General features: G+C 54.6%; 27 protein-coding genes and 1 tRNA gene. 18 read left to right on the forward strand and 10 right to left on the reverse strand.

Annotated elements, in window-relative coordinates; all coding sequences use genetic code 11:
- The first annotated feature begins 156 nt into the window (after positions 1-156).
- The 5 genes from Q4606_RS02835 to Q4606_RS02855 all read left to right on the forward strand — a co-directional run bounded on the left by Q4606_RS02835 (position 157) and on the right by Q4606_RS02855 (position 4125).
- The gene (locus Q4606_RS02835; protein ID WP_303606592.1) at positions 157-1152 is read left to right on the forward strand and encodes an ABC transporter substrate-binding protein; all 996 of its coding nucleotides are present in this window, start codon (positions 157-159) and stop codon (positions 1150-1152) included.
- A gap of 66 nt (positions 1153-1218) precedes the next feature.
- Entirely contained in the window at positions 1219-2097 is an 879-nt protein-coding gene (locus Q4606_RS02840) for an ABC transporter ATP-binding protein (RefSeq protein WP_303606593.1), read from the forward strand.
- Positions 2097-2900, forward strand: a complete 804-nt coding sequence (locus tag Q4606_RS02845; protein WP_303596694.1) for an ABC transporter permease — start codon at positions 2097-2099, stop codon at positions 2898-2900. The genes Q4606_RS02840 and Q4606_RS02845 overlap by 1 nt, the downstream gene beginning before the upstream one ends.
- Positions 2901-2902: 2 nt before the next feature.
- Positions 2903-3856 (forward strand): DMT family transporter, encoded by a 954-nt coding sequence (locus Q4606_RS02850; protein ID WP_303606594.1) that lies wholly within the window; start codon positions 2903-2905, stop codon positions 3854-3856.
- Between the two features lie 113 nt (positions 3857-3969).
- The gene (locus tag Q4606_RS02855) at positions 3970-4125 is read left to right on the forward strand and encodes a hypothetical protein (RefSeq protein ID WP_303596692.1); all 156 of its coding nucleotides are present in this window, start codon (positions 3970-3972) and stop codon (positions 4123-4125) included.
- Between the two features lie 50 nt (positions 4126-4175).
- Here the strand turns inward: Q4606_RS02855 and Q4606_RS02860 are convergent, their stop codons facing one another.
- From Q4606_RS02860 to Q4606_RS02880, 5 genes are all read right to left on the reverse strand, one after another.
- Complete coding sequence (locus tag Q4606_RS02860) at positions 4176-5279, reverse strand: sterol desaturase family protein (protein ID WP_303606595.1); 1104 nt, start codon at positions 5277-5279, stop codon at positions 4176-4178.
- A 234-nt stretch (positions 5280-5513) separates the two neighbouring features.
- Positions 5514-5589: transfer RNA gene (locus Q4606_RS02865), tRNA-Phe, on the reverse strand.
- A 121-nt stretch (positions 5590-5710) separates the two neighbouring features.
- The gene (locus Q4606_RS02870; protein WP_303606596.1) at positions 5711-5983 is read right to left on the reverse strand and encodes an oxidative damage protection protein; all 273 of its coding nucleotides are present in this window, start codon (positions 5981-5983) and stop codon (positions 5711-5713) included.
- A gap of 81 nt (positions 5984-6064) precedes the next feature.
- Entirely contained in the window at positions 6065-7135 is a 1071-nt protein-coding gene (gene mutY, locus Q4606_RS02875) for an A/G-specific adenine glycosylase (RefSeq protein ID WP_303606597.1), read from the reverse strand.
- Complete coding sequence (locus Q4606_RS02880; RefSeq protein WP_303606598.1) at positions 7132-9330, reverse strand: AsmA family protein; 2199 nt, start codon at positions 9328-9330, stop codon at positions 7132-7134. The genes mutY and Q4606_RS02880 overlap by 4 nt, the downstream gene beginning before the upstream one ends.
- Positions 9331-9519: 189 nt before the next feature.
- On the opposite strand from Q4606_RS02880, the gene Q4606_RS02885 reads away from it, so the two are divergent.
- The 5 genes from Q4606_RS02885 to hisF all read left to right on the forward strand — a co-directional run bounded on the left by Q4606_RS02885 (position 9520) and on the right by hisF (position 12902).
- Positions 9520-9981, forward strand: coding sequence for an SRPBCC family protein (locus Q4606_RS02885; RefSeq protein ID WP_303596687.1), 462 nt, complete (start codon positions 9520-9522; stop codon positions 9979-9981).
- A gap of 127 nt (positions 9982-10108) precedes the next feature.
- Positions 10109-10702: an imidazoleglycerol-phosphate dehydratase HisB gene (hisB, locus tag Q4606_RS02890; protein WP_303596686.1), complete on the forward strand. Its 594-nt coding sequence runs from the start codon at positions 10109-10111 to the stop codon at positions 10700-10702.
- A gap of 38 nt (positions 10703-10740) precedes the next feature.
- Entirely contained in the window at positions 10741-11382 is a 642-nt protein-coding gene (hisH, locus tag Q4606_RS02895; protein ID WP_303606599.1) for an imidazole glycerol phosphate synthase subunit HisH, read from the forward strand.
- Positions 11376-12113 (forward strand): 1-(5-phosphoribosyl)-5-[(5-phosphoribosylamino)methylideneamino]imidazole-4-carboxamide isomerase, encoded by a 738-nt coding sequence (hisA, locus tag Q4606_RS02900; RefSeq protein WP_303606600.1) that lies wholly within the window; start codon positions 11376-11378, stop codon positions 12111-12113. The genes hisH and hisA overlap by 7 nt, the downstream gene beginning before the upstream one ends.
- Before the next feature lie 15 nt (positions 12114-12128).
- A complete protein-coding gene (gene hisF, locus Q4606_RS02905) occupies positions 12129-12902 on the forward strand; it encodes an imidazole glycerol phosphate synthase subunit HisF (RefSeq protein WP_303606601.1) in 774 nt (257 codons plus the stop codon).
- Here hisF and Q4606_RS02910 read toward each other — a convergent pair.
- From Q4606_RS02910 to gpmI, 4 genes are all read right to left on the reverse strand, one after another.
- Complete coding sequence (locus Q4606_RS02910; protein WP_303596841.1) at positions 12899-13681, reverse strand: divergent polysaccharide deacetylase family protein; 783 nt, start codon at positions 13679-13681, stop codon at positions 12899-12901. The genes hisF and Q4606_RS02910 overlap by 4 nt on opposite strands.
- A 32-nt stretch (positions 13682-13713) precedes the next feature.
- Positions 13714-15111 (reverse strand): S41 family peptidase, encoded by a 1398-nt coding sequence (locus Q4606_RS02915; RefSeq protein ID WP_303606602.1) that lies wholly within the window; start codon positions 15109-15111, stop codon positions 13714-13716.
- Positions 15112-15216: 105 nt separating this feature from the next.
- On the reverse strand, positions 15217-16356 hold the full coding sequence (locus Q4606_RS02920) for a murein hydrolase activator EnvC (protein WP_303596681.1): 1140 nt from the start codon (positions 16354-16356) through the stop codon (positions 15217-15219).
- A gap of 20 nt (positions 16357-16376) precedes the next feature.
- Entirely contained in the window at positions 16377-17924 is a 1548-nt protein-coding gene (gene gpmI / locus Q4606_RS02925) for a 2,3-bisphosphoglycerate-independent phosphoglycerate mutase (RefSeq protein WP_303606603.1), read from the reverse strand.
- A 170-nt stretch (positions 17925-18094) separates the two neighbouring features.
- Between gpmI and Q4606_RS02930 the strand changes: the two genes are divergently transcribed.
- From Q4606_RS02930 to Q4606_RS02965, 8 genes are all read left to right on the forward strand, one after another.
- Positions 18095-18511 (forward strand): rhodanese-like domain-containing protein, encoded by a 417-nt coding sequence (locus Q4606_RS02930; protein WP_303596679.1) that lies wholly within the window; start codon positions 18095-18097, stop codon positions 18509-18511.
- A 142-nt stretch (positions 18512-18653) separates the two neighbouring features.
- Positions 18654-19157, forward strand: a complete 504-nt coding sequence (gene secB, locus Q4606_RS02935) for a protein-export chaperone SecB (RefSeq protein WP_303596678.1) — start codon at positions 18654-18656, stop codon at positions 19155-19157.
- Positions 19158-19349: 192 nt separating this feature from the next.
- Positions 19350-21359, forward strand: a complete 2010-nt coding sequence (locus Q4606_RS02940) for a TonB-dependent siderophore receptor (protein WP_303606604.1) — start codon at positions 19350-19352, stop codon at positions 21357-21359.
- Between the two features lie 35 nt (positions 21360-21394).
- Complete coding sequence (locus Q4606_RS02945) at positions 21395-22537, forward strand: HmuY family protein (RefSeq protein ID WP_303606605.1); 1143 nt, start codon at positions 21395-21397, stop codon at positions 22535-22537.
- A gap of 1 nt (position 22538) precedes the next feature.
- Positions 22539-23615 carry a hemin-degrading factor gene (locus tag Q4606_RS02950; protein ID WP_303606606.1) on the forward strand — a complete coding sequence of 359 codons (1077 nt, stop codon included), beginning with the start codon at positions 22539-22541 and terminating at the stop codon, positions 23613-23615.
- Positions 23606-24454, forward strand: a complete 849-nt coding sequence (locus Q4606_RS02955; RefSeq protein WP_303606607.1) for a hemin ABC transporter substrate-binding protein — start codon at positions 23606-23608, stop codon at positions 24452-24454. The genes Q4606_RS02950 and Q4606_RS02955 overlap by 10 nt, the downstream gene beginning before the upstream one ends.
- A complete protein-coding gene (locus Q4606_RS02960; protein ID WP_303606999.1) occupies positions 24444-25478 on the forward strand; it encodes an iron ABC transporter permease in 1035 nt (344 codons plus the stop codon). Before Q4606_RS02955 ends, Q4606_RS02960 begins: the two co-directional genes overlap by 11 nt.
- Positions 25478-26320, forward strand: a complete 843-nt coding sequence (locus Q4606_RS02965; RefSeq protein ID WP_303596673.1) for a heme ABC transporter ATP-binding protein — start codon at positions 25478-25480, stop codon at positions 26318-26320. Before Q4606_RS02960 ends, Q4606_RS02965 begins: the two co-directional genes overlap by 1 nt.
- Here the strand turns inward: Q4606_RS02965 and trmL are convergent.
- Positions 26260-26742 (reverse strand): tRNA (uridine(34)/cytosine(34)/5-carboxymethylaminomethyluridine(34)-2'-O)-methyltransferase TrmL, encoded by a 483-nt coding sequence (gene trmL, locus Q4606_RS02970; RefSeq protein WP_303596672.1) that lies wholly within the window; start codon positions 26740-26742, stop codon positions 26260-26262. The genes Q4606_RS02965 and trmL overlap by 61 nt on opposite strands.
- Positions 26743-26744 lie beyond the last annotated feature (2 nt).

Raw genomic sequence — 26744 nt, forward strand, 5'->3', positions numbered from 1 at the left:
GCTCAGCGTGGTGCATTCAATGCTGCTGGAAGTCTATCCAAGCTACTGAAACTATGTGTTTTTTGTGTGATTCGCCGAGTGGCACGAGGGTTGCTTTAAAACTTGATCAAATGGTCAATTAAATATGATGCAACCCTCTAACTCAGGAGAGTACCCATGACGAATAAATTCAGAGCAGCCTCTGTTGGCTCCTTGGTATTGGCTGGCCTGGTAGCGCTTTCGCCGGTATCCGCCGAAGAGCTGGACAAGGTCGTGTTCGGAACCAACTGGTATGCCCAGGCCGAACACGGTGGCTTTTACCAGGCCCTCGCCACCGGTATTTATGAGGACCACGGGCTGGATGTGGAGATCAAAATGGGTGGGCCTCAGGTGAACGGCACACAATTGCTGGTTTCCGGGCGTTATGACCTGCTGATGGGTTACCCCATTGGTAACGTGAACGCCGTTGAAAAAGGCTTGCCTGTGAAAACCGTTGCGGCGTCCATGCAGGGTGATCCCCAGTCACTGATTGCACATCCGCACGTTGAATCCATCGAGCAAATCAAAGAGGACGGCTTGCCGATCTACCTCGCAACATTTGCCCACTCAACGTTCTGGCCATGGCTGCAAGCTGAATACGGATTTGAGGACGACGTGGTCCGCGCTTATACCTTCAGTGTCGCGCCATTTTTGACGAACGAAAACATTGTTCAGCAGGGGTACCTGTCTTCCGAACCCTTTGCCATTGCGAAAGGTGGGGTAGAGCCTAATGTCTTCCTTCTCTCAGATTATGGCTACCCTCCATACGCAACCACTATTGAAACCACCACGGATATGATCGAGGAGCGTCCCGATGTGGTGAAACGTTTTGTACAAGCCAGCATGGAAGGTTGGAAAAGCTACCTGGAGTCCCCCGAAAAAGGCAACGAGTTGATCCGGCAAGAGAACCCGGAAATGACACCGGAACAGCTCGCTTACGGCCTGGAAAAAATAAAGGAATATGAACTTGTCACCGGTGGCGATGCGCAAACCAAAGGCATTGGCGTAATGACCGAAGAGCGTTGGACCAGGATCAAGGACTTCATGGTAGAGGCAGGCCTGGCATCGGCCGATCTCGACATGAGCAAGGTCTACACGCTGGAGTTCCTGCCCGAGTCACCGGTGCTGCCTTAAGCTCATACGCACCACATATCCTGATGCCGGGCAGAAACAGGCCCGGCTGTCTGCGGAGACATTACGATGACAGCTAACAAGGTTACGCCGCTGAAGGCGGCTCCAGAACCGCAACCGGAAATCGAAGCCAGTATTTCGGAGGGAGCGGCTCCACGTCCGATACTGCAGGTGGAAGGGGTTAACAAAGTTTACAGCAATGGCACGGTTGCTCTTAAAGGGGCTGGCCTTGCGGTAAAGCAGGGGGAGTTTGTGAGCCTGCTGGGCCCTTCTGGTTGTGGTAAAAGCACGCTGTTACGCATCATGGCCGGTTTGGGTGAAGTGACTACCGGCACCGTAAAGTGGTGGGAGCAAGACTACGATGTAGTAGGCAGTAAGGGCCGTAAGCTGGCCTTTGTTTTTCAGAATGCCACGCTGATGCCCTGGGCTCGGGTACGTAAGAATGTACGGCTGCCACTGGATCTTGAGCATAAGGGTGGCTCGGCTGATGCAGAGAAGAAAGTTGATGACGCTCTCGAAATGGTAGGGCTCAAAGGCTTTGATGAGAGCTTTCCCCGAGAGCTTTCCGGCGGCATGCAAATGCGTGCATCCATCGCCCGGGCCATGGTTACCGAGCCCAACCTGTTGTTGATGGATGAGCCGTTTGGTGCTCTTGACGAGATGACCCGAAACAAACTCAACGACGATGTCCTGAAGCTCAGAAAAGAGAACGGCTGGACCATCGTGTTTGTCACTCACAGCGTATATGAGGCGGTGTATCTGTCCAGTCGGGTGGTTGTAATGGCTGCACGCCCGGGGCGGATTGTGGATGACATCAAGATTGATGAGCCTTATCCACGATCCCCGGATTTTCGGATGTCGACGGAGTTTGCCGGTTACTGCCGGCAGGTGTCGCAGGCCCTTGAGCGCGCCAGTGCCATGGGTGAGAACAAGGAGGAGAGTCACTGATGAGTACTCCACTGATACGGAACGAACGGTTTGTCCAGATTGCTGCACCTCTGGTGGTAGGGGTTCTGGTTCTTTTGCTATGGCAGGTCAGCGTCATGGCGTTCGATGTACCCAAATACCTGGTGCCCAGCCCTGTGGATATCGTGCAGTCGCTGGTGAATGACTTCAGCTCTCTGTTTAACGCTTTGCTGATGACCTTGAAAGTTACCTTTCTGGCCTTTGTAATCGCTGTGGTGCTGGGTGTCGCAGCCTCTTTGTTGTTTGTGCAAAGCAAATGGATTGAGGTCAGCCTGTTCCCCTACGCGGTACTCTTGCAGGTAACGCCCGTAGTGGCCATTGCGCCTTTGATTATTATCTGGGTAAACGACACGACCTGGGCACTGACCATTTGTGCAGTGATTGTTGCTATTTTTCCCATCATTTCCAATACCACCCTGGGGCTGCGCAGTGTTGATCCCAACCTGCTGAGTATGTTCCGTATGTACCGGACCAGCCGCTGGCAGGAACTGGTGCGCCTGCGGATTCCCGGTGCGCTGCCATACTTCTTTGGTGGCTTGCGGATCAGTTCCGGGTTGGCCCTGATAGGCGCTGTTGTTGCCGAATTTGTCGCAGGTACAGGTGGGTCCAAAGCGGGTCTTGCGTACATGATCCTGCAGTCAGGCTACAACCTGCAGATTCCTAAAATGTTCGCAGCGCTGATTCTGATCACGCTGACCGGGATTCTGTTGTTTGCAGCGATGGTCTGGATGTCTGACAGGGCTCTGCGAAACTGGCATGAAAGTGCGCTCAAGGTAGAGCACTGAAAATGTCGCAACCCGCCCAATCCATGCCCGCAGCGGGTGCCAGCTACGCTTGGCGTAACGGGTACCTGCTCCTGGCTTTTACCGCTCTGACCTGGGGAATCAATTTCCCCATTATGAAGATTGGGCTGGAATACAGCTCTCCGCTGCTTTACACCACCCTGCGAATGATCATTGGAACCATCACCATGTTTCTGACAGCCGCGGCTATGGGCATTCTTAGGGTGCCTCATCGTGCGGATATTCCTGTAGTGTTTTCAGTGGGACTTCTCCAGAACATGGGCTTTATCACTCTGGTGACTCTGGGCATGCAGTTCATGCCCGCGGGCAGGGCCGCGATACTGGCTTACACCTCACCCATATGGGTGGTTCCCGCAGCGGCAATGTTCCTGGGAGAGCGGCTGACCGCTCCAAGGGTTGTCGGAACAGCTCTTGGGCTGGTGGGGCTGATGGCCATTTTTAATCCTCTGGATGTTGACTGGGGATCTGAAGGTACCTTGCTGGGTGGATCACTGATTGTGCTGGCTACGCTGGTCTGGACAGCGGGCTTGATTCACGTCCGCAAGCACCAGTGGCATGGCAATGTTCTTTCGCTCATTCCCTGGCAGTTATTGTCCTCTCTTGTGTTTCTCATACCCTTCTCTCTGCTTGTTGAAGATACATCCGGCATACGTTGGGAACCCGCATTCCTCGTCAATATCCTGTTCAGTGGCGCCCTGGCTTCCGGTGTGTGCGTCGCTGCACAAGTCGGGGCTATCCGTTCTTTGCCCGCTGTCACTATGTCGCTGATCTCTGCGGCGGTCCCTGCGGTCGGGCTGATTTCCTCAGCGGTTCTCTTGGGGGAAATGCCGGGCTATCACGACCTTTTCGGCTTTTTCATGATTGGCCTGGGTATCGTGCTTGTAGGTCTGAGCGACCTGAGGCTGGCGAGAGCAAGGGTGTCCGGGTTATCGAGGTAATAGGAAGGTGCCCGAGACGCCCTGCAACGCATGGGTGTTACTCCTTACGCTCGGGAAAAAATCTCAGGTGCTATAATCCGGGCGTAGAAACCATCAGCTGAAGGAGATATTCGATGGCGAAAAGAAAGGCAAAGCCCACAAAGCATAGTGCGGTGCAGCGGGACCTTAAAACTCCGAAATACCAGATGCGTGTAGTTGAAGATAAAAGCAAATACAGCCGGAGACGTGACAAGAGTGTACGGATGGAGGACTTTCGCAAGGCTGCCTGAGAGGTGGTTTTACGAAAATCCTTCGCCCGTTCTTCTATTGTTTCCCGGCTTTAATAACCTGCCTTCTCAGGTGCTTCATTACATGCCGGCTTCCGGCTTCCCTGGAGCAGATAAGCGCAGGTATAGAGACATGTGAGTATTACTCCAGCAAGCCCCGCCTTTTCCCACACAGACAAATTGAACTGCTCAACCAGCAGATGACTGATCAGGGGGAGGGTTGCCAAAAATAGGGCGACTGCGAAGGCTTTATTCCAGAAGCTCGCGTCAGGGTCGTATTTTTTATAGTTTTCGATGTCATAGGGCTGCCAGGGATCGGATTCCGCAACATCTGCAGGGCGCCAGCCCGTTGGCATGAACCAGAGTTTGATTTTATCTCGCCATCTTTGGGTATTCACGGCGTCTTTCCACAGTCTTGCCCACCAATCCACATGAGCGAATATCGGGTCCCAGCTTCGATAGGGTTTGCGCACGCCAAAAATACAGGGTTCGTCTCTACTCTCCTCAGCCCAGGTGCCGAAAAGCTTGTCCCATAGCATGATTACACCGCCGTAGTTCCTGTCGACGTAGCGGGTATTAACCGCATGGTGAACGCGATGGGCTGAGGGCGTGTTAATAATACCTTCAATGGGAGGAATGCGACCAATGGAGCGAGTGTGTATCCAGAACTGGAAGATCTTGTTCAGCACCAGCACGGTTGCAAATACTTCGACAGGACAGCCCACCAAAGCCATCGGAATAAATACGGGGAACATCAGGGTGTCCTGAAATGCACCTTGCCGCAGAGCGACAGTGAAATTGTACTCTTCGCTCTGGTGATGAGGCAGGTGACCGCTCCACATAAAGTTCACAGTGTGAGACAGGCGGTGGCCCCAGTAGTAGAAAAAGTCGAAAACGAAGAAAAACAGAATCCATGTGAAGGGCGAACTCATACTCCATTCAATCAGGCCAAAACTGTTGGACAGAAAGGCAAAAAACAGGAGCAGCCCACCTTTGGTAAAAAGCTCGAAAACCAGCGTAACAATGCCGCAGCTCATGTTGGTAAGGCTGTCGTTCAGCCGCAGCCTGGTTCGGCTTTTTCGCCAGAAGAAGAGTGATTCCAGGGCAATGAACAGTAGAAAAAACGGGATAGAGAAAGCTACATAGTGATCAGCCATTGTTGGCCCCTTTCTTTTTATTAGTAGCTTGACGTTACATCGGCTGATTAAAAAAAGCATTGCTCTAATGCGACACTTTTTTGTCTTATTGCGACGGAAGGCTTGGTTCTAGTTGGGGGTAGCCGGAGATGGGGTTGGGTCCTATTTTTCGCCTACTGCTTTGTAGCGGGAGAGAAAACGTGGAGCACAGAAACAACAAAACCCGCACAAGGCGGGTTTCATCTGAATTCTTAATGGTGCCCGGAGGCGGAATCGAACCACCGACACGAGGATTTTCAATCCTCTGCTCTACCAACTGAGCTATCCGGGCAAGTTGCTATACTGCTGTGCAACGGGGCGCTATTAAACCGGTTTCGGGGTAGTGAGTCAAGGCCGGTCCGGAAAAATTTCTGAATCTTTTCAGGCTTGGTCAGGCTTTGATCAATCTGGCGTTATTGCTCCGGCGGCACGTAGCCTTCGGCTTTGTCGAAAGGCTCATTGTTGAAGTAGTGCTCCATCTGCGCCTGCAGGTATTTGCGAGTGTTCGGATCCATCAGGCTGAGGTGCTTTTCGTTGATCAGCATGGTTTGCTGGTGTTGCCACTCTTCCCAGGCCTGTTTGGAAATGTTGTCGTAGATGTCCTGGCCTTTTGCGCCGGGCATGGGCGGAAAGTCCAGGCCTTCAAGTTCTTTCTGGTGCTTGCGGCAGAAAACTGTGCGGCTCATATTCGCTCCTGTCTTGATAAGTGCGATGTGCGATTGGCCGGATGATAACAGATAGTGCCGATTGAACGTGCGGGTGCACTGTTATCCAGGCAGGGTGCCTTGTTCCGGGTTTGTGAGCAGTGTACGGATCGGTGCCGGCAAGCCCAGGCTCAGCGCTTCGTGTCTGTGCAGCCATTTCTGTTGGCCGTCATCTCTCAGGGTGTTCTGCCCGGTCACGCCCAACCTGGCGGGCTGGATGTGTAAGTGGTAGTGGGAAAATGTGTGGCGGAACCCGCTGATTAATTCCGGCTCGTCGCAGTCCAGCCCGAGCTTTTGCTCGCAGGCCTCCTGAAGTTCATCTGGGCCGAAGGCTGGGTCCAGTTCCGGCAGGCTCCACAGGCCGCCCCATATTCCGCTGGGCGGGCGCCGTTCCAGTAGAATGCGGCCTTCGTGGTCTTCCAGGATGACCATCCAGGTTGTTTTTTCAGGCTTGGCTTTTTTAGGCTTGGAACCGGGGTAGAGGTTGGTTTCTTTTCTTGCGTAGGCGGTACAACCCCCGTGTAGAGGGCAGTCGTGGCATGCTGGGCGGCTGCGGGTACAAACCATTGCACCCAGGTCCATGATGCCCTGGGTATAGTCTCGAACCCGCTCATTCGGGGTATGTGCCTCAGCATGCTCCCAGAGCTGTTTCAGCACTGAGGTTTGGCCAGGCCACCCGGGAACGGCATGGTAGCGGGCCAATACCCGCTTCACATTGCCATCAAGTATGGCTGCGCGCTTGCCAAATGCTTGAGCGATGATCGCAGCTGCAGTAGAGCGGCCGATGCCGGTGAGGCTTTCGAGTTCTTCCTGGGTACCGGGGAAAGTGCCGCCAAAATCCTCCATGACGGTTTGAGCGGCTTTCTGCAGATTACGCGCCCGGGCGTAATAGCCGAGTCCCGACCAGTGGCTGAGTACGTCATCAACCGGTGCCTCGGCCAGAGACTGCACATCCGGGAAGCGCTCTATGAACGCCTGAAAGTAGGGGATAACGGTTGCCACCTGGGTTTGCTGAAGCATGATTTCAGAAACCCACACTCGATAGGCATTGCGGTCATGGTGCCACGGCAGGTTGTGCCTGCCGTGTTGGTCGTACCATGTCAGAAGGTTTTCGGCGAAGCTGCCTGATGTCACTTGAACAGGCCTTTCAGGGCGTCTTTTACTGAGTCGCCCGCGCCTTCGCCAAGCTGTTCCTCCAGCTTTTCGCGGACTTTTTCTTCAGCTTTGCCTTTGGCCTCATCGATTTCTTCCTGAGCCTTTGCGCGTGCAGCGTTTTCCGCAATGTCTTTCAATGTATCGCGGAAGCGGGAGCCGTCAAAAGAACAAAGGCTGGCAGCGCCTTCCGAGAAATCACCGCGACACTCAACAGGCATCACGACATTTTCCACGTACTCGGTTACCCGGCATGCATTATCCCTATGGATTTCGCCTACGATGCGCAGGCCAAGCTCGTAATCCACGAGGGTCTGCTTCAAGTCGACAGTTCCGTTGCCTTCCAGCCGCATGCCCGCCAAAGACGCGACCAGATCTGTGTTATCGAAGACGTTGCCGTTGATGTCCAGAGTGCCGTGCATGTCATTGAACGGTGTTGTTTCACCCCAGTCGGTGGTGGTGAGTTCGTCCCCGTTGACCAGGGCAATTCCCTGACAAGCCATACGGGTCAGGTTCATATTGCGGAACTCACCCTCCGCAAGATTAAAACTGACCTGCCCATCGGCCTGATCCCGCAGAACGGAGATGCGGTTTCCTGAGGTGGTCGCATTAACCTTGAGGTTGGCGCCACCGGAAAGCATGGTGACCTCTGCGAGATCTGCCAGCAGCGGGAGGGTTTGAACGTTGCTCACATCAGAGTTGACGGTCCACTTCGGGGTGTCGGTGCGTGCGTCGATGGTGACGTTGGCATCAAAGCCACCTTCATAAAGCTTGCCGCTGAATTCGTCCACTTTCAGCAGGCCATTGTTGGCAGTTGTGCTGGCCTTGATTTCATTAATGCTCAGGTTGCTTACGATCAACTCTCCCAACCCGAAGTCGATATCCAACAGCAGGCTGCGAAGGGTCTCTAGTGGTAATAAGTCGCCTTCAGGGCCTGTGCCGGCTGTTTGAGCCGGGGCTTCAGTTGTTGCTTCTGTGGCGTCTCCCTCTGCTGCCGGCGGAAGGTAGCGGTCAGCATTAAGCTTGTCGCCCTGAAGATCAAACACGATGCCGCCGTTTGCGAGGTTATAGCTACCCGAGCCTTTAAATGTGGTGTCATCCAGCGTGATCACAAGATCAGACAGCGCCGGCTTACCTTCGGCACCGTCAATGTTTGTGGAAAACGCGATAGCCTCGAGAACGCCCTCGTCGGTTGTCTCGATGGCGGGCTGGCCGAGATTGTCGAGCAGTTCCTTGAGAGAAAATTCGGTAATGGCGACCTGGCCTTCGAGAGTTGGTTTGTCACCGAAGCCACTGACATCGAGATTGGTGTTAAGAGTCAGGTTGGCAAGGGTTGCGGTGAAGTCGCTCAGGGTCGCGGTTTCGTTTTCAAGATTGGCTTTCGCTGAGCCTTCCAATGTCGCGGTTACTGATTTGCCACCCAAGGGTTCGCCGCTCATCTCGAACACAGCATCCAGACCGGAAACAGCAAAGTCGTTCAAAGCTTCATTGGCCGCCAGGCGGACCTCAATGTTCCCGTCTACGGCGAATTGTGGCTGGGCTGTCTCAACACGAAAACCGATTTCCAGTGGAAATTCGGAGCCCAGGGTAATGTCGCTGGCGTTGACGGTGAAGTCCTGGAGTGTGACTTCCTGGCCAGTACTCAGATCACTGTAGTGCACTTGCGCATTACTGATCTGGACGTTGTCGACGTTGAAGTTAAGTGCCTCGCCGCTGGCTTGTTCAGCCTCCGAATCTGGCGTATCTTCAGATTTGGTGGCAACATCCTGTTGCGCAGCATCTGTCGAGGGCTCTGGCATGATACGCGTCCAGTTGCCTTCTCCCTGTTCGTTGATGCTCAGGTTCGCATCCAGGCCGTCCAGCACAAAGGTGCTGACCTGGGGCGACATGGCGATAAGAGACCAGAAGTCGACTTGCGCCACTAATTGATTGAGTGCAATGAAGCGTTCACCGTCGAGGGTGGCTTCTACATCATTCAGCTCCAGCCCGAGAGGAATAAACGACCAGCCGATATCTCCGTCCAGAATGAGGTCAAGGTTGGTGTGTTCCTCAACAACGTTTTCGATCTGTGGCTTGTAGTCGTTCGGGTCTATTACGGCCATGGCAATAGCTATCGCGGCAATGGCGAGAACAACAACTGCAACGATGGCGATCAGCACATAACGTATGGCTTTCATGATTCAGGCTTCCTTTCTGTTGCCGGAGCTTTCTGGATTCAACTCGAATCCGGGTGTGAACAGGCTAAAGGATAACGCAGGGTTAACAAAATAACAGGGCAGGAGTATGACAATGCGGTAGTGTTGCGCCAAAATGCTTTCAATCTTTTCCAGCTATAATGTTTGGTACAAATAAAAAAGGAGTTCGCTGTGGCTATCACTGTTTCGCTTGAGTTGAACCGGGAGATTGAAATTCCGGGCAGCTATGACGAGGTTTTTGCGTTGCTGGCCGATGTGCCTCGTTCCGCAAGTCATTTTCCGAAAGTGCACAAACTCACGGATCTGGGCGACAACATCTACCGTTGGGAAATGGACAAGGTAGGTATCGACAAGCACGCGATCCAGTCTGTCTACGCGAGCAAGTATTTCGCCGACAAAGATGCCGGTAAGATTACCTGGGAGCCGGTGAAAGGCGAAGGTAATGGCGTGGTACGCGGCTCCTGGACACTGACGGCAAAAGGCGACCAGGCGACCACCGCAAAATTCCAGACCAGCGCCGAGCTCACGCTGCCACTACCCGGTTTGCTGAAGCTTGCTATCAGCCCGGTTATCAAGCATGAATTCAACAGCTTGGTCGATACGTATATGAATAATCTGAAGAAGGCCTTCTGATTTCATTGCAGCAAGACTGACTATCGTTTCGATTAACCCGGTTGTGGGACTCCTGAGGGCATAAAAGGTATAATCCCGGAATCAAGTTTTCCGGCGTTGTGCCACCTAAATCTGCTACGGAGTCCCCATGGCCGAACGTAAGGCTCGGGTAGAACGAAATACCCTTGAAACCCAGATCAGCGTTGAAATCAATCTCGACGGTACCGGTAAATCCAGTTTCGATACCGGGGTGCCGTTTCTCGACCACATGATGGAGCAGATTTCCCGTCATGGCATGGTTGATCTGACCATCGTCTCCAAAGGCGATCTGCACATTGATGACCACCACACGGTGGAAGATATCGGTATTACCCTTGGTCAGGCCTTCAAGCAGGCTGTAGGCGACAAGAAAGGTATTCGCCGGTATGGGCATGCCTATGTCCCTCTGGATGAAGCGCTTTCTCGCGTCGTGATTGACCTTTCAGGTCGCCCGGGCCTGATTATGGAAGTGCCCTATACCCGCAGCACAGTGGGTGGATTTGACGTAGATCTGTTCGAAGAGTTCTTCCGCGGTTTTATCAACCATGCCATGGTGACCATGCACATTGATAATCTTCGGGGCAAAAACACCCACCACCAGATCGAAACCGTGTTCAAAGCATTTGGTCGCGCCTTGCGTGTGGCTATTGAAATGGATGAGCGCATGACGGGAATCACACCGTCGACCAAAGGCCTGCTGTAACCCGACGCTCCTAGCGACTTAAGGACACCTTACTGACCATGAAAACCGTTGCCATCATCGACTACGGCATGGGGAACCTTCACTCTGCCCGCAAAGCGGTAGAGCATGTAGCCCCGGATACCAGAGTTCTGGTAACCGACAACGCAAGCCAAATTCGTGAAGCTGACCGGGTAATTCTGCCCGGGGTCGGAGCGATCCGTGACTGCATGGCGGAGATGCGTCGCCATGGGGTTGATGAACTGGTCCGCGAAGTCTCCTGTGACCGCCCGTTTCTGGGTATCTGTGTTGGTATGCAGGCGCTTATGTCCCGCAGTGAAGAAAACGGTGGTGTCGACGGCATCAACCTTTTTCCTTCTGAAGTGCGCTTCTTTGGTGAGAACCTGGTAGAGAATGGAGAGCGCCTGAAGGTGCCTCACATGGGCTGGAATGAGGTGTACTACGCCAAGGAACACCCGCTTTGGCAGGATATTCCCGACGGTGACCGGTTTTACTTTGTGCACAGTTACTACGCTGAGGCAGAAGGTAATGCAGACATCGCAGGGCGTAGCCATTACGGTGTTGACCTGGCAGCGGCTGTCGCCCGGGATAACATTTTTGCTGTGCAGTTCCACCCGGAGAAAAGTGCCAGGGCAGGGCTGCAGCTTCTCAAGAACTTTACTGACTGGAACGGAACATGCTGATTATTCCTGCCATTGATCTTAAAGACGGCCGATGTGTTCGGTTGCGCCAGGGGCGGATGGAAGATTCCACGGTGTTTGGTGGTGACCCGGTTGATATGGCCACCCGATGGGTGGAGGCCGGTGCTCGCCGGCTGCACCTTGTGGATCTGAACGGCGCCTTTGCAGGCGAGCCGGTTAACGGCGAAATTGTGCAGGCTATTGCCCGCAAATACCCGGATTTGCCAATACAGATTGGCGGTGGCATCCGTTCCGCTGAAACTATTGAGGCCTATCTTAAAGCGGGTGTTCAGTGGGTGATCATTGGAACCAAGGCGGTCAAAGAGCCGGAGTTTGTAACGGAAATGTGCAAGCGTTTCCCGGGTCACATTATCGTGGGTCTGGATGCCAAAGACGGCCGTGTAGCCACAGATGGCTGGGCGGAAGTGTCAGAAGTGATGGCAACGGATCTGGCCAAGCGCTTTGCCAACGATGGTGTCGAAGCGATTGTTTACACCGATATCAACCGCGATGGCATGATGCAAGGTGTTAACGTAGAAGCTACTGCTGCCCTGGCGGAAGAAGGCGGCATTCCTGTAATTGCTTCTGGTGGCGTAACCAATATGGACGATCTGAAGCGCCTGGCACCTGTCGCCAGGAAGGGTATCGTCGGAGCTATTACCGGTCGTGCTATTTATGAGGGGACTCTGGATGTTGCAGAAGCCCAGGCATTTTGTGACAGCCTGAAGGGCTGAAAGGGATAAAGTAATATGGCACTGGCGAAGCGCATCATTCCCTGTCTGGATGTTGATAAAGGGCGTGTAGTAAAAGGCGTAAACTTCGTGGACATCCGCGATGCCGGCGATCCTGTAGAAGTAGCCCGCCGCTATAACGAGCAGGGTGCTGATGAGATCACTTTTCTGGATATCACAGCAAGCCATGAAAGCCGTGATACCACCTATGAGACGGTGGAACGTATGGCAGCGGAGGTATTCATTCCGTTGACGGTTGGCGGTGGTGTTCGTACCGTGGATGATATCCGTAAGCTGTTGAACGCAGGCGCCGACAAGGTAGCCATCAATACTGCTGCAGTATTCAACCCTGAGTTTGTGCGTGAAGCAGCTGACCGCTTTGGCAGCCAGTGTATTGTCGTGGCTATCGATGCGAAGCAGGTCAGTGCTGAAGGCGAAGAGCTGCGCTGGGAAATCTTTACCCATGGTGGCCGCAAACCAACAGGTTTGGATGCGGTGGAGTGGGCGCGCAAGATGGTAGAAATGGGTGCTGGCGAGCTATTGCTGACAAGCATGGACAGGGATGGCACCAAGGTCGGTTTTGATCTGGGCCTGACCCGCGCTGTGACCGATGCTGTGATTGTTCCTGTAATTGCTTCAGGCGGTGTGGGCGAGCTGCAGCATCTGGCGGATGGTGTAACCAGGGGCGGTGCAGATGCCGTGCTAGCGGCCTCGATTTTTCACTTTGGTGAGCACACAATTCCTGAAGCCAAAGCCTTTATGAAGGCCCAGGGAATCGAAGTACGGGATTAGTTCTTTTTGGCGAAAGCAGGCCGTATGGTTTGCTTTTCTCCTTCAGCAAACATTCTCTGATTGTTGTTGCGAATAGCCCAAAGCCCGCTAATCGTGGCGATGGCTATGCCTTGTTCATCCAGTAATGGAAGATGTTTTTCAAGATAGTCGACGGTCACTGTGTGTGGGTGGCCGATGCCGACTGCGCTGCCATTCTCCTTTGCCCGCCGGACCAGTTCTTTGAACTGCTGGTCGACAAACTCTTCTGTTTGCTCATGGTCCAGAAACACGTCTCGTGTCATGGTCGGGATCTGATAAGCCTCAGCAACTTCACCGGCAACTGATGACGCAATAGTTCGGCTATCAACAAAATAAACCGGATAGCGGTACAGTTCTTTCATCACCCAGTCCATGGGTCTGAGCTGCTGGGTCAGAAGGCTGCCCATATGATTATTTACCCCCTGTACATAGGGGATGGATTGCAGGGCGCGGCGCAAGGTAGTTGTCAGGCTTTGCTCATCCATGTCTGGCGTTAACCCGCCAGGGCCAAGGCCGAAATTCCGGGTGTTGGCCATGGGGGCGTGCAGCATGATCTCTTTGTCACGACCGTGTGCCAGGCGAGCAAGAGCGTCTGTATGCCGGCGATAGGGCAGAAACGCCAGCGTCAGTGGTTGATCCAGTTTGGCCAGGCGCTCACCTTCGTGCAGGTTATGCCCCATGTCATCGATGATGATGGCGATGGTTGGCGGGACATCATGTGATGCCGGTTCGGCAGACGCCGCGCCGGCGACCAGGCTCATCAGAACCGCGAGGGCCAGGATCATGGATGATTTCACTGTGTTGCGTCCGCTCCCTTGTGATCGAGGATGTTCAGGCCTTTCAGAAGGTTAAGTGCTGAGCGCAGTTGGTAGTCGCGGTCGATGATGGAGACGACCTGGTTCTCGGCCTTCTGCTCTTTGTTGTTATTCTCCGTATCTTCATCCTGGCCAATCAGGTGGCCGCTCAGATCTGCCTCGGTAAAGAATGGACGGCTATCAAGTTCCTTGAGTTCTGCCGGCCGCACTTCTATATCCGGCTTGATGCCGGTGGCCTGTATAGAGCGACCATCGGGGGTGTAATAACGCGCTGTTGTCATTTTGATAGCGTGGGTTTCATCCAGAGGAATCACCGTCTGCACGCTGCCCTTGCCAAAAGACTGGGTGCCCATGATGACAGCCCGTTTGTGGTCCTGCAGAGCGCCCGCAAGGATTTCTGACGCAGACGCAGAGCCTCCGTTGATCAGAACAACAATGGGTGTGCCAGCCATGATGTCGCCGTCTTTGGCACTGAAGCGAAGGCGCGAGCTCTGAATCCGGCCTTCGGTGTAGACAATCAGCCCTTCATCCAGCAGTGCGTCTGCCGTTGCGACAGCAGCCTGTAATACGCCACCCGGGTTATTTCGAAGGTCGAGCACCAGCCCGTCGAGAGTGCCGCCATGATCTTCCCTGAGCTCTGTCAGCGCTTTGGTGAATTGTCCTCCAGTCTCCGCCTGGAACTGGGTCAGACGAACGTAACCGTAACCGTTTTCAATCATGCGGCTCTTAACGCTGGTGACCTTGATTACATCGCGCTCAACGTCAATTTCTACGGGTGCGTTCTCACCTTCACGCATAATGGTAAGAGTGAGTATTGTCCCAGGCTTCCCGCGCATCAGCTGAACCGCTTCTTCGAGGCTCATGCCTTTCACTGGTTTCTCATCGAGTTTGATGATCAGGTCACCGGCCTGAACGCCCGCCTGCTGGGCAGGTGTATCGTCAATGGGTGCGATAACCTTTATGAAGCCGTTTTCCATGCCGACTTCTATGCCCAGGCCACCAAATTCACCGGAGGTGCTTTCTTCCAGCTTTTCATAATCCTGCGGTGCCAGATAGGTTGAGTGCGGGTCCAGATCCGAGAGCATGCCCTTGATGGCACTTTCCAGCAGTTGTGTGTCGTCCACTTCTTCGACATAGGCGGCCTTGATGCGACTGAAAACTTCAGTGAACTTCCGAAGGTCATCCAGCGGCAACTGCTTTTCCGGATCGGGCAGGGTGATTTCAACACGCTCGCCATCCTGAATGCCTTCCAGAATCCTCGTGCTATCTGAAGGATTGTCCTGGGCGAAGGCCAGTCCGGGAAAGGTAATGAAACAGGCGGCAAGTATGGCAGAGCGCAAAGGTAAGGCTTGGTGTGTTCTTTGGACCCGTCTCATTCACATATCCCGTGGTTATTCCGGTAGTTGAGCAGAAAGTTGGGCGGAGTTCCCTGTTGCCGACAGTATGGCGTCAGCGGGCGCGTTTGTCAGCCCTGCAACGGTTCACTTGCCGAGCCAGCGCCCCGGGTTATCCGGTTTGCCGTTATGGCGTACCTCAAAATAGAGCGCCGGGTTGTCCGTGCCGCCGGTGCGGCCGGCCAATGCAATGGCCTCTCCGGCGGCAACCCAGTCGCCAGGGCTGGTAAACAGGCTGCTGCTGTGGCCATAGAGTGTCATGTAGCCATCGCCATGATCAATAATTGTTATAAGTCCGAAGCCCCGGAGCCAGTTAGCAAACACAACTCGGCCGTAATGAATGGCTTTTACTTCTGCATCTTCGTTGGTCTGGATGATCAGGCCATTTCTTCTCAGCTTGCCATCCGCATACTTGTCGCCGAACCCGCTGGTGACCTTTCCCTGCGCCGGCCAGGGAAGTTTGTTTCTGAGCGATGAGAAGGGCTGGGATTCGTTGGGGGACGGAATGTTGGCAATGGCCTGCTGTACTTCCGAAAGCAGGTTCTCCAAACGCTTGCGATCCGATTCAAGCTCAACTTTTTCGTTACGACGGCTGCGGATGTCCTGCTCAAGTGCGGCCAGGGTTTGCTCGCGTTCCTCGCGGGAGGCTTGCAGCTTCTTCTGGCGCTCAATAACGCCTTCCTCGGTTTTTGCCAGCTCGGCGCGGGTATTTTGCGCAGCAGCTTGTGTCGCTTTCAGTTCCTGTAAATTTTTGCGGAAGTCTTCCAGCCGTCCGACGGTATCGCGACTGAGATATTCATAGTAGGTCATGGTCCGGGCAATGTTGTCCGGATTAATTTCATTAAGCAGAACTTTTACAGCGGGCGCGTCACCTTCCATCCAGGCTGTGCGGATCTGTTGCTTGAGGCTTTCGCGTTGCTGCTCCAGTGTTCGCGTCAGCTCACGCTCCTCTCCCTGGAGCTCGTTGAGGCGTCGTTGTTGCGTTTTCACCTGCTCGCGCAGGGTTCGACGCTCCCGGGTTAAACGGCTGATCGTGCGTTCGGTCGCAGCCAGCTGTCGTTCCAGGGAGGAGCGATCGTCTTCGGCATCTGCCAGCCAGTCATCAATGTCCTCAATGCGTTCCTTGAGGTCTTCAATCTGGGCTGGTGTAACCTCTTGCTCGGATACTGCCGGCGCTGCACCCAGTGTAAGCATGAGTGCGAGCGCCAGTAGCGCAGTCAGACGCAATGGCAAGACCTGCTTTTGAATCAACCGATCTGGACCAGGCTGTGCCCGGTCATTTCTTTCGGTTGTTCCAGGCCCATTAACGTCAGCAGCGACGGTGCCACATCGCTCAGGCTGCCGTCTTGTTTCAGACTTACGTTACGATTGCCTGTGTAAACCAGTGGCACAGGCCCAATAGTGTGGGCGGTATGGGCTTGCCCCGAATCGGGATCGGCCATCTGCTCGCAGTTGCCGTGATCAGCGGTGATAAGTGCTTCGCCGCCAACTTCATCCAGAGCCTCAACGACTCGTCGCACGCACTCGTCGAGGCATTCTGCCGCCTTGACTGCTGCGTCCAGTTTTCCGGTATGGCCGACCATATCTCCGTTGGCGTAGTTACACACCACAAGGTCGTACTTGCCACTCTTGATGGCTTCTACCAGTTTATCGGTAACTTCCGGCGCGCTCATCTCCGGTTGCAGGTCGTAAGTGGCTACTTTTGGGGAGGGCACCAGAATCCGGTCTTCGCCGGCAAAGGGTGTTTCCAGCCCGCCATTGAAAAAGAAGGTTACGTGCGCGTACTTCTCGGTTTCTGAAATGCGAAGCTGGGTTTTACCAAGCCCGGCGACATACTCGCCAAGGCCATTGACCAGTTGTTCTGGCGGGTAGGCGCATGAGGTTTTGATATCTGCCGCATACTCGGTAAGCATGACAAAATCGGCCAGTTGCGGGTGCTTACGGCGGTCGAATCCGTCGAAACTCTCATCTACAAAGGCGCGAGTCATTTCCCTGGCGCGGTCAGCGCGAAAGTTCATGAACAGTACTGCGTCGCCATCGTTGATTGTAGCTTCAGGCTCGCCGGGATTCCGGATGCGGGTCGGTTTTACAAATTCATCGTTTTCGCCACGCTCATACGCCTGTTCGAGGCCGGCGATGGGGTCGGTTGCTGTAAATTCGGAATCGCCCAGAGTCATCAGATTATAGGCGCTTTCAACCCGGTCCCAGCGGTTATCCCTGTCCATCGCGAAATAGCGCCCAACAATGGATGCCACCCGGCCGACACCCAGGCTTTCAAGCTTTGCCGCAGCCTTCTCCAGAGAAGGACGTGCACTGCGGGGCGGCATGTCCCGGCCATCAAGAAATGCGTGCACATACACTTCCTTTGCGCCTCTCGAGGCGGCAAGCTCAGCGGCGGCAAGCACGTGGTCTTCGTGGCAGTGAACCCCGCCAGGTGATAGCAGCCCCATCAGGTGAACCGCACCACCATTGCTTACGGCTTTGTCGATTGCCGAGCATAGAACTTTGTTCTCGTTAAATGCACCAGTTTCCAGATCTTTATCAATGCGGGTGAGGCTTTGGTAAACCACTCGCCCCGCGCCGATATTCATGTGCCCGACTTCCGAGTTGCCCATCTGGCCCTGAGGTAGCCCGACGAACATGCCTGAAGTATTGATCAGCGCCTTTGGACGGGACTGCCAGAGCTTGTCCCAGAAGGGTGTTTTTGCGTTACTGATGGCGTTGTCATCGGCGGGATCACGATGGCCCCAGCCGTCGAGAATAATCAATGCTGTCGGCTTGCGTTTTGCTGTCATCATTCAATCCGGAAGTAAAATGCTGGTAAGTTTACGAAACCAATAGTCGAGCTTATCTATTTTCGCATTTAGAGGCCACAGTCGCCACCTGTCGCGTTACCTTCTGGTTACCTTCTGTCTGACGAGCAGGCTGTGTATAATCCCGCCAAACTCATTGTCAGGGTAACCTCATGGATCGGTTGTTTGAATTCGTCGTTAACCACTACATTCTCGCGTCGCTTTTTGTGGCTTTTCTGGTTGCCATCCTGATTCTGGAATCCCGTCGCGGGGGCTCCAAGATTTCTGCTCAGGGCGCCGTCAGCCTGATCAACCGGGACGAAGCGATAGTGGTTGATATACGCGACCGCAAAGAGTTTGGTGAGGGCCGTATCACTGGCTCGATCAATATCCCGCTGAATAGTCTGAAAAGTCGCGCCGCTGAATTGAAAAAGCATCAAGACAAGCAGATTATCGTCGCGGACAAGATGGGCCAGCATTCCGCCATGGCAGTTAAACAGCTCAACGCTGAAGGGTACGCTAACGTGGTACGCCTGAACGGCGGAGTCAGTGACTGGAAAGCCAGCAACTTGCCGCTGGTGAAAAAGTAAGGGCAGCTACGGAGCTTGATCTGAGCGCCGATCTGACGCACTGTTTCACCTAACCGCGCGCCGCCAGGCATTAGAATGCTCCGGCAGATGTAACTATAATAATGGGCTTTGAGCCCACTCTTCGAAAGGGAAAGGATTGAACATGGCTGAGAATCAGCAAGCCGCCGCAGGCAGTGAGAACCAGAACCAGGCGCAGTTCGCCCTGCAGCGTATCTACGTGAAGGACCTGTCTTTTGAGTCGCCGAATTCGCCGGTGGTATTTCAGGAACAGTGGAAGCCTCAGGTGAACCTGGATTTGAACACCGCGCACAACAAAGTCAGTGACAATCAGTATGAGGTTGTACTTTCTCTGACGGTTACGGCGAAGATAGGTGAAAAAGTCGCTTATATTGTTGAGATCCAGCAGGCGGGCGTATTCCTCGTGGCTGGCATCGAAGGGCCACAGCTTGGCCAGATGCTGGGCGCTTACTGCCCGACGATTTTGTTCCCTTATGCTCGCGAAGCTATCGATGGCGTCGTTAACAAAGGCAGCTTCCCGGCATTGATGCTGGCACCGGTTAACTTTGATGCCATTTATGCTCAGGCGCTCCAGCGCAAGCAGGAAGAGGCAACTGGAGAAGCAGGGGAAGAGCAGAAGACGCACTGATCCTGCCTTCCTTTGAACCGCTCTTCGAATAGCCCGGCAATCGCCGGGCTATTTCGTTTCTACCGCTCCAAAATCTACCGTTTTCATGGGCATCCAGGAATAAAAACGAATCTCATTCGCAAAGTCCTTGATTTAAGTTATCTATTGAATGAGAATTACTCGTATTCGTATTAACGCTTACGGGGATTTGCTTTGGAATTTTCCGCTTGTCGTCGGCCACATGCCGGGCTGTATCCGCTCTCGATACTTGCAGTGATCGCAGTCTCCACACCTCTCCATGCTGCCGGGTATCTGGATGAGCTTGTCGTTACTGGAACCCGCAGTGAACGAACGGTTCTTGATACCCCGGTGCGTACGGAGGTGGTTACCGCCAAGGAGATTGAAAACACTCATGCACGGAACCTCAAAGAAGCGCTTATAAACGTACCCGGCCTGCTATTGCGCGAAATACACGGCAAGCCGGGCTATGAAGTGTGGTTGCAGGGCATTGATGCGGACCGTGTGCTGGTGCTGGTGGATGGGATGCCTTTGAGCGCCACCACGGGCTCTGCCGTCGATGTGAGCCAGCTTGCGGTACTCGACATCGAACGGATTGAGGTGGTGAAAGGGGCCGTTTCTGCACAGTACGGCAGTGCCGCCATGGGTGGGGTTGTTAATGTGATTACCCGTCGTGTGGATTCAGGAATCAAAGGAACCTTCTCCGCAGATGCCGGTACCTACGGCGACCAAAACCCCTCTGGTGATAAATGGGACCCAGCACGTTATAGCGGCCGCGCGGCAGTTTCTGCCGGTAATGAACGCTGGGGTGTGCGGTTGTCGGGGTCATCCCAGCACTCTGATGGCATCGATCCGGAGCCGGAAACCTGGGCGCGCCCCGGGGACGAGTACGATCGCAACGATGCAACGGTGCGTGTGGATTGGCGGCCGGACGGGGGCAACAAGTTCACCTGGTCGGGGTCAGTGTTTGATGAAAGCTCCGGTTCCCGCTTCAGTACACTTCCCGGGGGCACCATTAATCAAGGTAAAGACGAAGACGTGCGTCGGCTCAGAACCACCCTGTCAGGGGATCACGGTAACGGTGCTGGGTTGCGTGGGCACTGGGCGTTGCTGCACGAGCAATTGAGTGATGATACATCCAAATTTTCCGTTGCAGGCACCTTTGACCAGCGAGAAGCAGATAGCTCCCTCTCCCAGGCTTCCGGGCATGTTGAAGCAGCAATCGGTGATGCCCACAGCGTCCAGGTTGGCACAGATCTGAGCCGTGAAACACTTGAGCAGTATAAGGATGGCATCTCCGAGCTCGCCGGTAATGAAGAGTTCTCCCGAGAGGGTTATGAACTCTGGGTTCAGGATACCTGGTTTGTTCTGGACAACCTGGAGCTGGTCACCGGCCTGCGCGGGCAACGGGATTCAGACTTTGGTACTCACCTGGCCCCGAAGATCAACGCCCGCCTCGATTTCGAGGATGGAGAGGGGTTTGACAGCTTCGTTCGGGTTGGCGTTGGCTCGGGCTATCGCGTTCCTAACCTGAAAGAGCGCCATTATCGCTTTGACCACAGCCAGCTGGGCTACATCGTTAACGGTAATCCGGAGCTTGAGCCTGAATCATCTGTTAGTTATCAGCTTGGCATTGGCGGTCATTTTGAGAAAAAGGTCTGGTTTGATGTAAACGGTTTTTTCAACGATATCGATGACTTGATTCAGACAAGTTTAGACCGGGATGCAACGGCTGCCCGCTCGGATAATGTTCAGGTCTACCACTACAGCAACATTGATAAAGCCCGAACCTGGGGGCTTGAGTCCACCGTGGGCTGGGATATATCTGAAGACTGGCGCGTCTCTGCCGGGTATACCTGGACTGAAACGGAAGATGTTGCAACGGGGGACGACCTCAATCGCCGCCCCCGACATCAGCTGCAGGCTTCTATCGATGGTCTTACTGGCCTGCGGGGTTTGTCATGGTCTGTAAGGGCTCGTCACCAAAGCTCCGAGTACGTGGATGCCTCTCTGGGTAGCAAATCCCCCGCTTATAGCGCAATCGATTTGAAGTTCAATTACCGGCTACTTCCAGAGCTGAAGCTGTTTGCGGGCATAGACAACCTTGCCGATACCCAGCGTGACTTCTCCGATCCTGACGATTTCCAACCAGTTGCCGGGCGATTCCTCTATACCGGCTTCTCTATGACTCTTGGCAGTCAATGACAGCCATATCCAATTCAACAATAAGGAACCATGACATGGATCAGCACAAACTGAAGTATCTGGCTCCCGCTCTTGGCCTGGTGATGGCCGCGTGTGGCGGTGGCAGTGATAACCAGATAGACGGAGAAGCGGATGATGGCGGAGAGTCAGGTACCGACTATAACCAACTAGTGATTGACGCCAGAGCCGAGACCCAGTACCTGAACCTGGCCACAGGAGAGGTGGTCTCCAGTGATGGGGACTGGGATCTGGCGTTCAACCGCACCAGCGTGCAGCTTAACTCCGGGGCTTCTGGCAATGGCAGGGTGGCGGGGGCGGTAGGAGATGAACAGGCTGAGTTTTATGATGCGGCCGGGGATCCTGATCTGAACAAGTTTGTTGGCGCGACAGCCGACGGGGAACTGGATCATATGAAGAGTTCTTTTTCTGTCCCTGAAAGCTGGACCTCCGATGATGTGGTCTATGCATTTGGCGACGGCTGGTCTGTATACGGCGACGGAGGCGTTATTTCTGAGGTTCCCGATATAGGCTATCTGGTTCGTTCCGCTGAAGGGGACAGCTATGCCCGTATGCGAATTCTGGATTTTAATTTCCCGACCAGAACCGGGGGCGGCATTGAGAGCTTCAACCTGGAGTTTGAGGTTCAAGTTGCGGGCACTACCCAGCTTTCGGGTTCAACAGTCAGCTTTACGCAGCCTGCGGAATACGATGGCGGCGATGCCTGTTTCGATTTCGATACCGGTGTCGCTGTTGATTGTGCTACCTCTGAAACCTGGGATGTGCTGATCGGCTTTTCCGGCCGGGAGTGGTACCTCAAGACAAACAGTGGGCCGTCCGGGTCTGGCCAGGGCGGGGCGCTTGGCCCGATTCCCTGGGCAGAGCTGTCAGCTTACACAAGCGCAACGATTGATAATGCTACTGGTGAATCCCTTGTACGGGCGTATGCCCCGGACTCAACAGGTGGCCTGTTTGCAGCCAGTAGCTGGTATGCCTACAACCTTCAGGGTGCCCACAAGCTATGGCCAAACTTCCGGGTATACCTCATCGACAGTGATTCCGAAGATGCTTCAGCACCGGTATACGCAATGCAGATCATCAACTATTACGGGTCTGATGGTAACAGTGGCCAGCCTGAAATCCGCTGGAAAGAAATCAACCTGACAACCGGGGAGAATTGAGATGGAAGCACTCGCGACTCAACCTGAAATGTCTCTTGCCCAGCGTTGGCAGCGCCTGCGTGAGGAACAGCCAAAACTGCGTATTCGCAATGCAGCTGAAGCCCTTGGTGTCAGTGAACTGGAACTACTGCTCTGTCGAGAAGACGGCGTTCAGCCCTTGAAGCCAGTGTTTGGCGGACTCTTGTCGGCAATGGATGATGTGGGCGATGTGATGATTCTTACCCGCAACGACCAGGTGGTCCATGAAGTCACTGCTAGTTTCAGGAAATTCACCGTCGCTGGGAAAGGGACCATGGGGCTGGCGGTGGGTGACATCGATATACGGGTGTTTCTTAACCAGTGGGCCTACGGCTATCTGGTAACGGAATCCGTTGGAAGCATCACCAGGGAAAGTCTGCAGTTTTTCAGTGACCACGGGCAAGCCCTGCACAAGATCTATAAAACGAGTACGACAAACAGGGATGCCTGGGACCGTCTTCTGGGAAATTACCTGGATAAGGAGCGGCCGTTTCCAGAATTGTTGGCTGCGCCCGTTCGTGAGCCGCGGGCTGATGCCGAGGCCGTCGATGTTGCTGCCTTACGCAATGACTGGTCCGGACTTAAAGATGTTCACCACTTTCATGCCATGCTCAAGCGCAACAACGTAGATCGCCTTACGGCCGTTGAGGTTGTTGGTAAGGAGTGGGTTACTCGTCTGAAAGCCACCACACTGGAAACCCATTCGCCGTTGGACGCAATACTGGAGCAGGTTAAGTCCAGCCATTGCCCGATTATGGTGTTTGTGGGTAACCCGGGAATTGTCCAGATATTCACCGGCACGGTGGGCAACCTGAAGCGCACTGGCCCATGGATGAACGTGCTGGACAAAGGGTTCAATCTGCACGCCAATACATACGGTATTCGCGACTGGTTCGTTGTGCGTCGGCCGTCGGCAGATGGCACGGTAACATCTCTGGAGGGTTATAACGCACAAGGTGACATAGTGATCACCTTGTTTGGCAAACGTAAGCCAGGGCAGCCGGAGTCTACAGACTGGCAGCGTGAAGTGGCGACTCTGGAGAGTGCACTATGCGAGTGAGTCTGCTGGGGGCCCTGTGTGTCGCTTGTTTGTCGTTTTCGATGCTGGCGCGAGCAGAACAGCCCCGGATCGTCAGTGCCGATGGCAGCATAACCGAAACGGTTTACGCCTTGGGCGCACAGGATAGTCTGGTGGGGGTGGATACTACCAGTAACTACCCTACGGAAGTTCAATCGCTGCCCAGGGTGGGTTACTTGCGCGCTTTGCCTTTTGAAGGCGTGCTGGCGTTGCGGCCGGACGTGCTTCTGACAACTGTAGAAGCTGCGCCAGATAAAACCCTGGAGCGGTTGAAACAGGCTGGAGTGGAGGTCATTCAGTTGCCCGTAGCCCGGTCCCCGGCGGATACCATGGCGCGTATTCGGGAGGTTGGTCGCATTCTTGGCAAGGGCGCGCCGGCTGAAGCTATGGTTGCTGACATGCAGCACAGAGTTGAACGCATTGCCGCGACGGGGGGAGCCTCGTCAGTGCGAGTGCTGTTTCTGATGGCTGCCGGGAATCATGGCGTCATGATTGCTGGCCGTGATACTGCCGCTGACGCGCTTCTTGAAGCCCTTGGGGCTAGCAATGCCATGGACGAGGTAAGCGGTTATAAGCCCGCCAACCGTGAGGCACTGCTGGCATCCGAACCCGACGCTATCGTTATCGCCGAGTCTCGACCCGGTCAGTTTGATATTGCCGACTGGCCGCAACTGTCAGCACTGGAAGCCTGGAAGCAGGGCCAGCATTACGTGGGGGACAGCATGTTGTTGCTGGGCTTTGGGCCACGGCTACCGCAAGCCATGGAAGAGGTTGCGGGAGTATTGGCGCAAGCGAGGCAAGTTGCCCAAAATGGTCATTGATGGCGCTGGGCGCATGGCGAAAGGGCCGGCTTTGCTGATGATCCTGGGGGCCGCTTTTGCGGTCTCTGTGGTTTCAGTCAGCAGCGGAGCCTACCCGCTTTCTGTAGCCGATATCCTGGCGGTACTGACGGGTGATCTTGAGGACGAGATTGCCAGCATGGTGCTTTTGGATGTGCGCCTCCCTCGCCTGGTTCTTGGTTTTCTGGTAGGCGCCGTCCTCGCTGTTTCGGGCGCGATCCTGCAGGGTTTATTTCGCAATCCACTGGCGGATCCAGGACTTATTGGTGTTTCAGCGGGAGCCTCTCTGGCAGCCATTGCGGTAATTGTACTTGGCGGCACCTGGTTGGGAGGTTGGTTGGAACTTGCTGGCGTATGGGCGCTTCCCATTTCAGCATTTATTGGTGGTAGTGGCACTGTCTTTCTGGCCTGGCGCATTGCCCGGAGGGCGGGGCAAACATCAGTGGCCACCTTGTTGTTGGCGGGCATTGCTATCAATGCCATTGCTGGCGCAGGTACCGGGTTGTTGACGTTCTATTCCTCTGATGAAGAGCTACGTTCGCTGACATTCTGGACCATGGGGAGTTTGGGGCATGCGTCCTGGGATGATGTTGCCATGGCTGCACCCTGGCTCCTGCTTTCGCTGTGTGCAGCGCCTTTTCTGGCACGACCGCTGGATGCTTTTCTTTTAGGTGAGCAGGTGGTCGGCCACCTTGGCTACAACACCGATTGGACCAAGCGTGCGGCTGTGTTGATTGCCGGGCTCGGCGTGGGTGCTGCGGTGGCGGTCAGTGGTCTGATTGGCTTTGTCGGGCTGGTTGTACCTCACCTTGTGCGGCAAACCCTGGGCGCAGGACACAGGATTGTATTGCCGGCCAGTGCGCTTGCCGGTGGAACCTTACTAGTGGGGGCTGATTGTCTGGCAAGGGTCGTGGTGGCACCGGCTGAGCTGCCTATAGGATTAATGATGGCGTTAATAGGCGGCCCGTTTTTCCTGATATTGCTATTGAGAACGAGGATAGCCTGATGCTTTTGCACGTTGACGGACTGGGTGTTCATCTCTCTGGAAAGCCGGTCGTCCGCGACCTTGTCTTTCAATTGGATGCGGGTGAGCTGCTTGTGGTGCTTGGCCCTAATGGTGCGGGAAAATCCACACTGCTTCGGGGGTTGGCAGGCGAGCACAAGGTGGCCAGGGGGCAGGTAATGTTTGCCGGGCGGCCTTTGGCAAGCTGGTCGAGCCGCGATCTGGCGAGGCAGAGAGCTGTTATGCCCCAAAGGGTTGAAGTGAACTTTCCTCTGACTGTAGAGGAGGTCGTGCGCCTTGGTCGCCCGCCCGAGTCGATATCACAAAGTATGCCAGTGCTTTTGGAATTGATGGAGCTACTGGATATAAACCACTTGCGCCACCGTCTTGCGCCGGGCTTATCCGGCGGTGAACAACAACGGGTTCAGCTAGCCCGCGTATTGGCGCAAATATGGGATGCAGAAGGGCCAGTGTTGCTGTTACTGGATGAATGCACCTCGGCCCTGGATCCGGCCCATCAACAGCAGGTGTTTTCTTTACTCCGGCGGTTGGCGCGCCAACGAGGGTTTGCGGTCTTGGCGGTTGCCCATGACCTTAATCTTGCGGCCAGGTTTGCAGATCGACTGATGTTGCTGCACCAGGGGCAAGGTTACATGGTCGGGAGTCCGTCAGAGGTGCTTACTAAAGCTGTGCTGGCAGACGTTTATGGTCTGTCCGCGAGAATCCTGGAGTTGGACGAGGGCTATCCATTGGTGATCCCTCAGGATGACGCGCACAAATCGGCTTATTCGCAGCCGTTTTCGAGGTGGGAGCCGATAAACCCGAGCTGTCGCCAGGCCTCGTAAACCACCAGTGCGGCTGTGTTGGACAGGTTCAAACTGCGGCTTTCGGGGCACATGGGAACTTTCAGGCAGTGCTCTGTGGGTAGTTTCTCACGTACTTCCATCGGCAGGCCTCGGGTTTCGGGGCCGAACATCAGATAATCGCCCTCTTGATAGGCTACCTGATGGTAGTAGTGATGACCTTTGGTGGTGAGGCCAAACAGGCGTACCGGTTGTTCACTGTCGAGAAACGCCTGATAACTCTTGTGCACTTTTATCGTGGCGTATTCGCTGTAGTCCAGGCCGGCGCGCCGCATCTGTTTGTCCTCCAGAGTAAACCCCAGAGGTTCAATCAGATGCAGCCGGCAGCCGGTGTTGGCGCACAGCCGGATTATATTACCCGTGTTCGGCGGTATTTCCGGCTCGTACAGCACCACATTCAGCATTT

The organism is Marinobacter sp. 1_MG-2023 (assembly GCF_030549045.1).
Classification (GTDB): domain Bacteria; phylum Pseudomonadota; class Gammaproteobacteria; order Pseudomonadales; family Oleiphilaceae; genus Marinobacter.

What these genes read in the sequence shown, in the direction of transcription:
- Q4606_RS02835 (WP_303606592.1), top strand. Translation starts at nt 157, where the DNA reads ATGACGAATAAATTCAGAGCAGCCTCTGTTGGCTCCTTGGTATTGGCT.
- Q4606_RS02840 (WP_303606593.1), top strand. Translation starts at nt 1,219, where the DNA reads ATGACAGCTAACAAGGTTACGCCGCTGAAGGCGGCTCCAGAACCGCAA.
- Q4606_RS02845 (WP_303596694.1), top strand. Translation starts at nt 2,097, where the DNA reads ATGAGTACTCCACTGATACGGAACGAACGGTTTGTCCAGATTGCTGCA.
- Q4606_RS02850 (WP_303606594.1), top strand. Translation starts at nt 2,903, where the DNA reads ATGTCGCAACCCGCCCAATCCATGCCCGCAGCGGGTGCCAGCTACGCT.
- Q4606_RS02855 (WP_303596692.1), top strand. Translation starts at nt 3,970, where the DNA reads ATGGCGAAAAGAAAGGCAAAGCCCACAAAGCATAGTGCGGTGCAGCGG.
- Q4606_RS02860 (WP_303606595.1), bottom strand. Translation starts at nt 5,279, where the DNA reads ATGGCTGATCACTATGTAGCTTTCTCTATCCCGTTTTTTCTACTGTTC.
- Q4606_RS02870 (WP_303606596.1), bottom strand. Translation starts at nt 5,983, where the DNA reads ATGAGCCGCACAGTTTTCTGCCGCAAGCACCAGAAAGAACTTGAAGGC.
- Q4606_RS02880 (WP_303606598.1), bottom strand. Translation starts at nt 9,330, where the DNA reads ATGAAAGCCATACGTTATGTGCTGATCGCCATCGTTGCAGTTGTTGTT.
- hisB (WP_303596686.1), top strand. Translation starts at nt 10,109, where the DNA reads ATGGCCGAACGTAAGGCTCGGGTAGAACGAAATACCCTTGAAACCCAG.
- hisH (WP_303606599.1), top strand. Translation starts at nt 10,741, where the DNA reads ATGAAAACCGTTGCCATCATCGACTACGGCATGGGGAACCTTCACTCT.
- hisA (WP_303606600.1), top strand. Translation starts at nt 11,376, where the DNA reads ATGCTGATTATTCCTGCCATTGATCTTAAAGACGGCCGATGTGTTCGG.
- hisF (WP_303606601.1), top strand. Translation starts at nt 12,129, where the DNA reads ATGGCACTGGCGAAGCGCATCATTCCCTGTCTGGATGTTGATAAAGGG.
- Q4606_RS02910 (WP_303596841.1), bottom strand. Translation starts at nt 13,681, where the DNA reads ATGAGCCTGGTCGCCGGCGCGGCGTCTGCCGAACCGGCATCACATGAT.
- Q4606_RS02915 (WP_303606602.1), bottom strand. Translation starts at nt 15,111, where the DNA reads ATGAGACGGGTCCAAAGAACACACCAAGCCTTACCTTTGCGCTCTGCC.
- gpmI (WP_303606603.1), bottom strand. Translation starts at nt 17,924, where the DNA reads ATGACAGCAAAACGCAAGCCGACAGCATTGATTATTCTCGACGGCTGG.
- Q4606_RS02930 (WP_303596679.1), top strand. Translation starts at nt 18,095, where the DNA reads ATGGATCGGTTGTTTGAATTCGTCGTTAACCACTACATTCTCGCGTCG.
- secB (WP_303596678.1), top strand. Translation starts at nt 18,654, where the DNA reads ATGGCTGAGAATCAGCAAGCCGCCGCAGGCAGTGAGAACCAGAACCAG.
- Q4606_RS02945 (WP_303606605.1), top strand. Translation starts at nt 21,395, where the DNA reads ATGGATCAGCACAAACTGAAGTATCTGGCTCCCGCTCTTGGCCTGGTG.
- Q4606_RS02950 (WP_303606606.1), top strand. Translation starts at nt 22,539, where the DNA reads ATGGAAGCACTCGCGACTCAACCTGAAATGTCTCTTGCCCAGCGTTGG.
- Q4606_RS02955 (WP_303606607.1), top strand. Translation starts at nt 23,606, where the DNA reads ATGCGAGTGAGTCTGCTGGGGGCCCTGTGTGTCGCTTGTTTGTCGTTT.
- Q4606_RS02960 (WP_303606999.1), top strand. Translation starts at nt 24,444, where the DNA reads ATGGTCATTGATGGCGCTGGGCGCATGGCGAAAGGGCCGGCTTTGCTG.
- Q4606_RS02965 (WP_303596673.1), top strand. Translation starts at nt 25,478, where the DNA reads ATGCTTTTGCACGTTGACGGACTGGGTGTTCATCTCTCTGGAAAGCCG.
- trmL (WP_303596672.1), bottom strand. Translation starts at nt 26,742, where the DNA reads ATGCTGAATGTGGTGCTGTACGAGCCGGAAATACCGCCGAACACGGGT.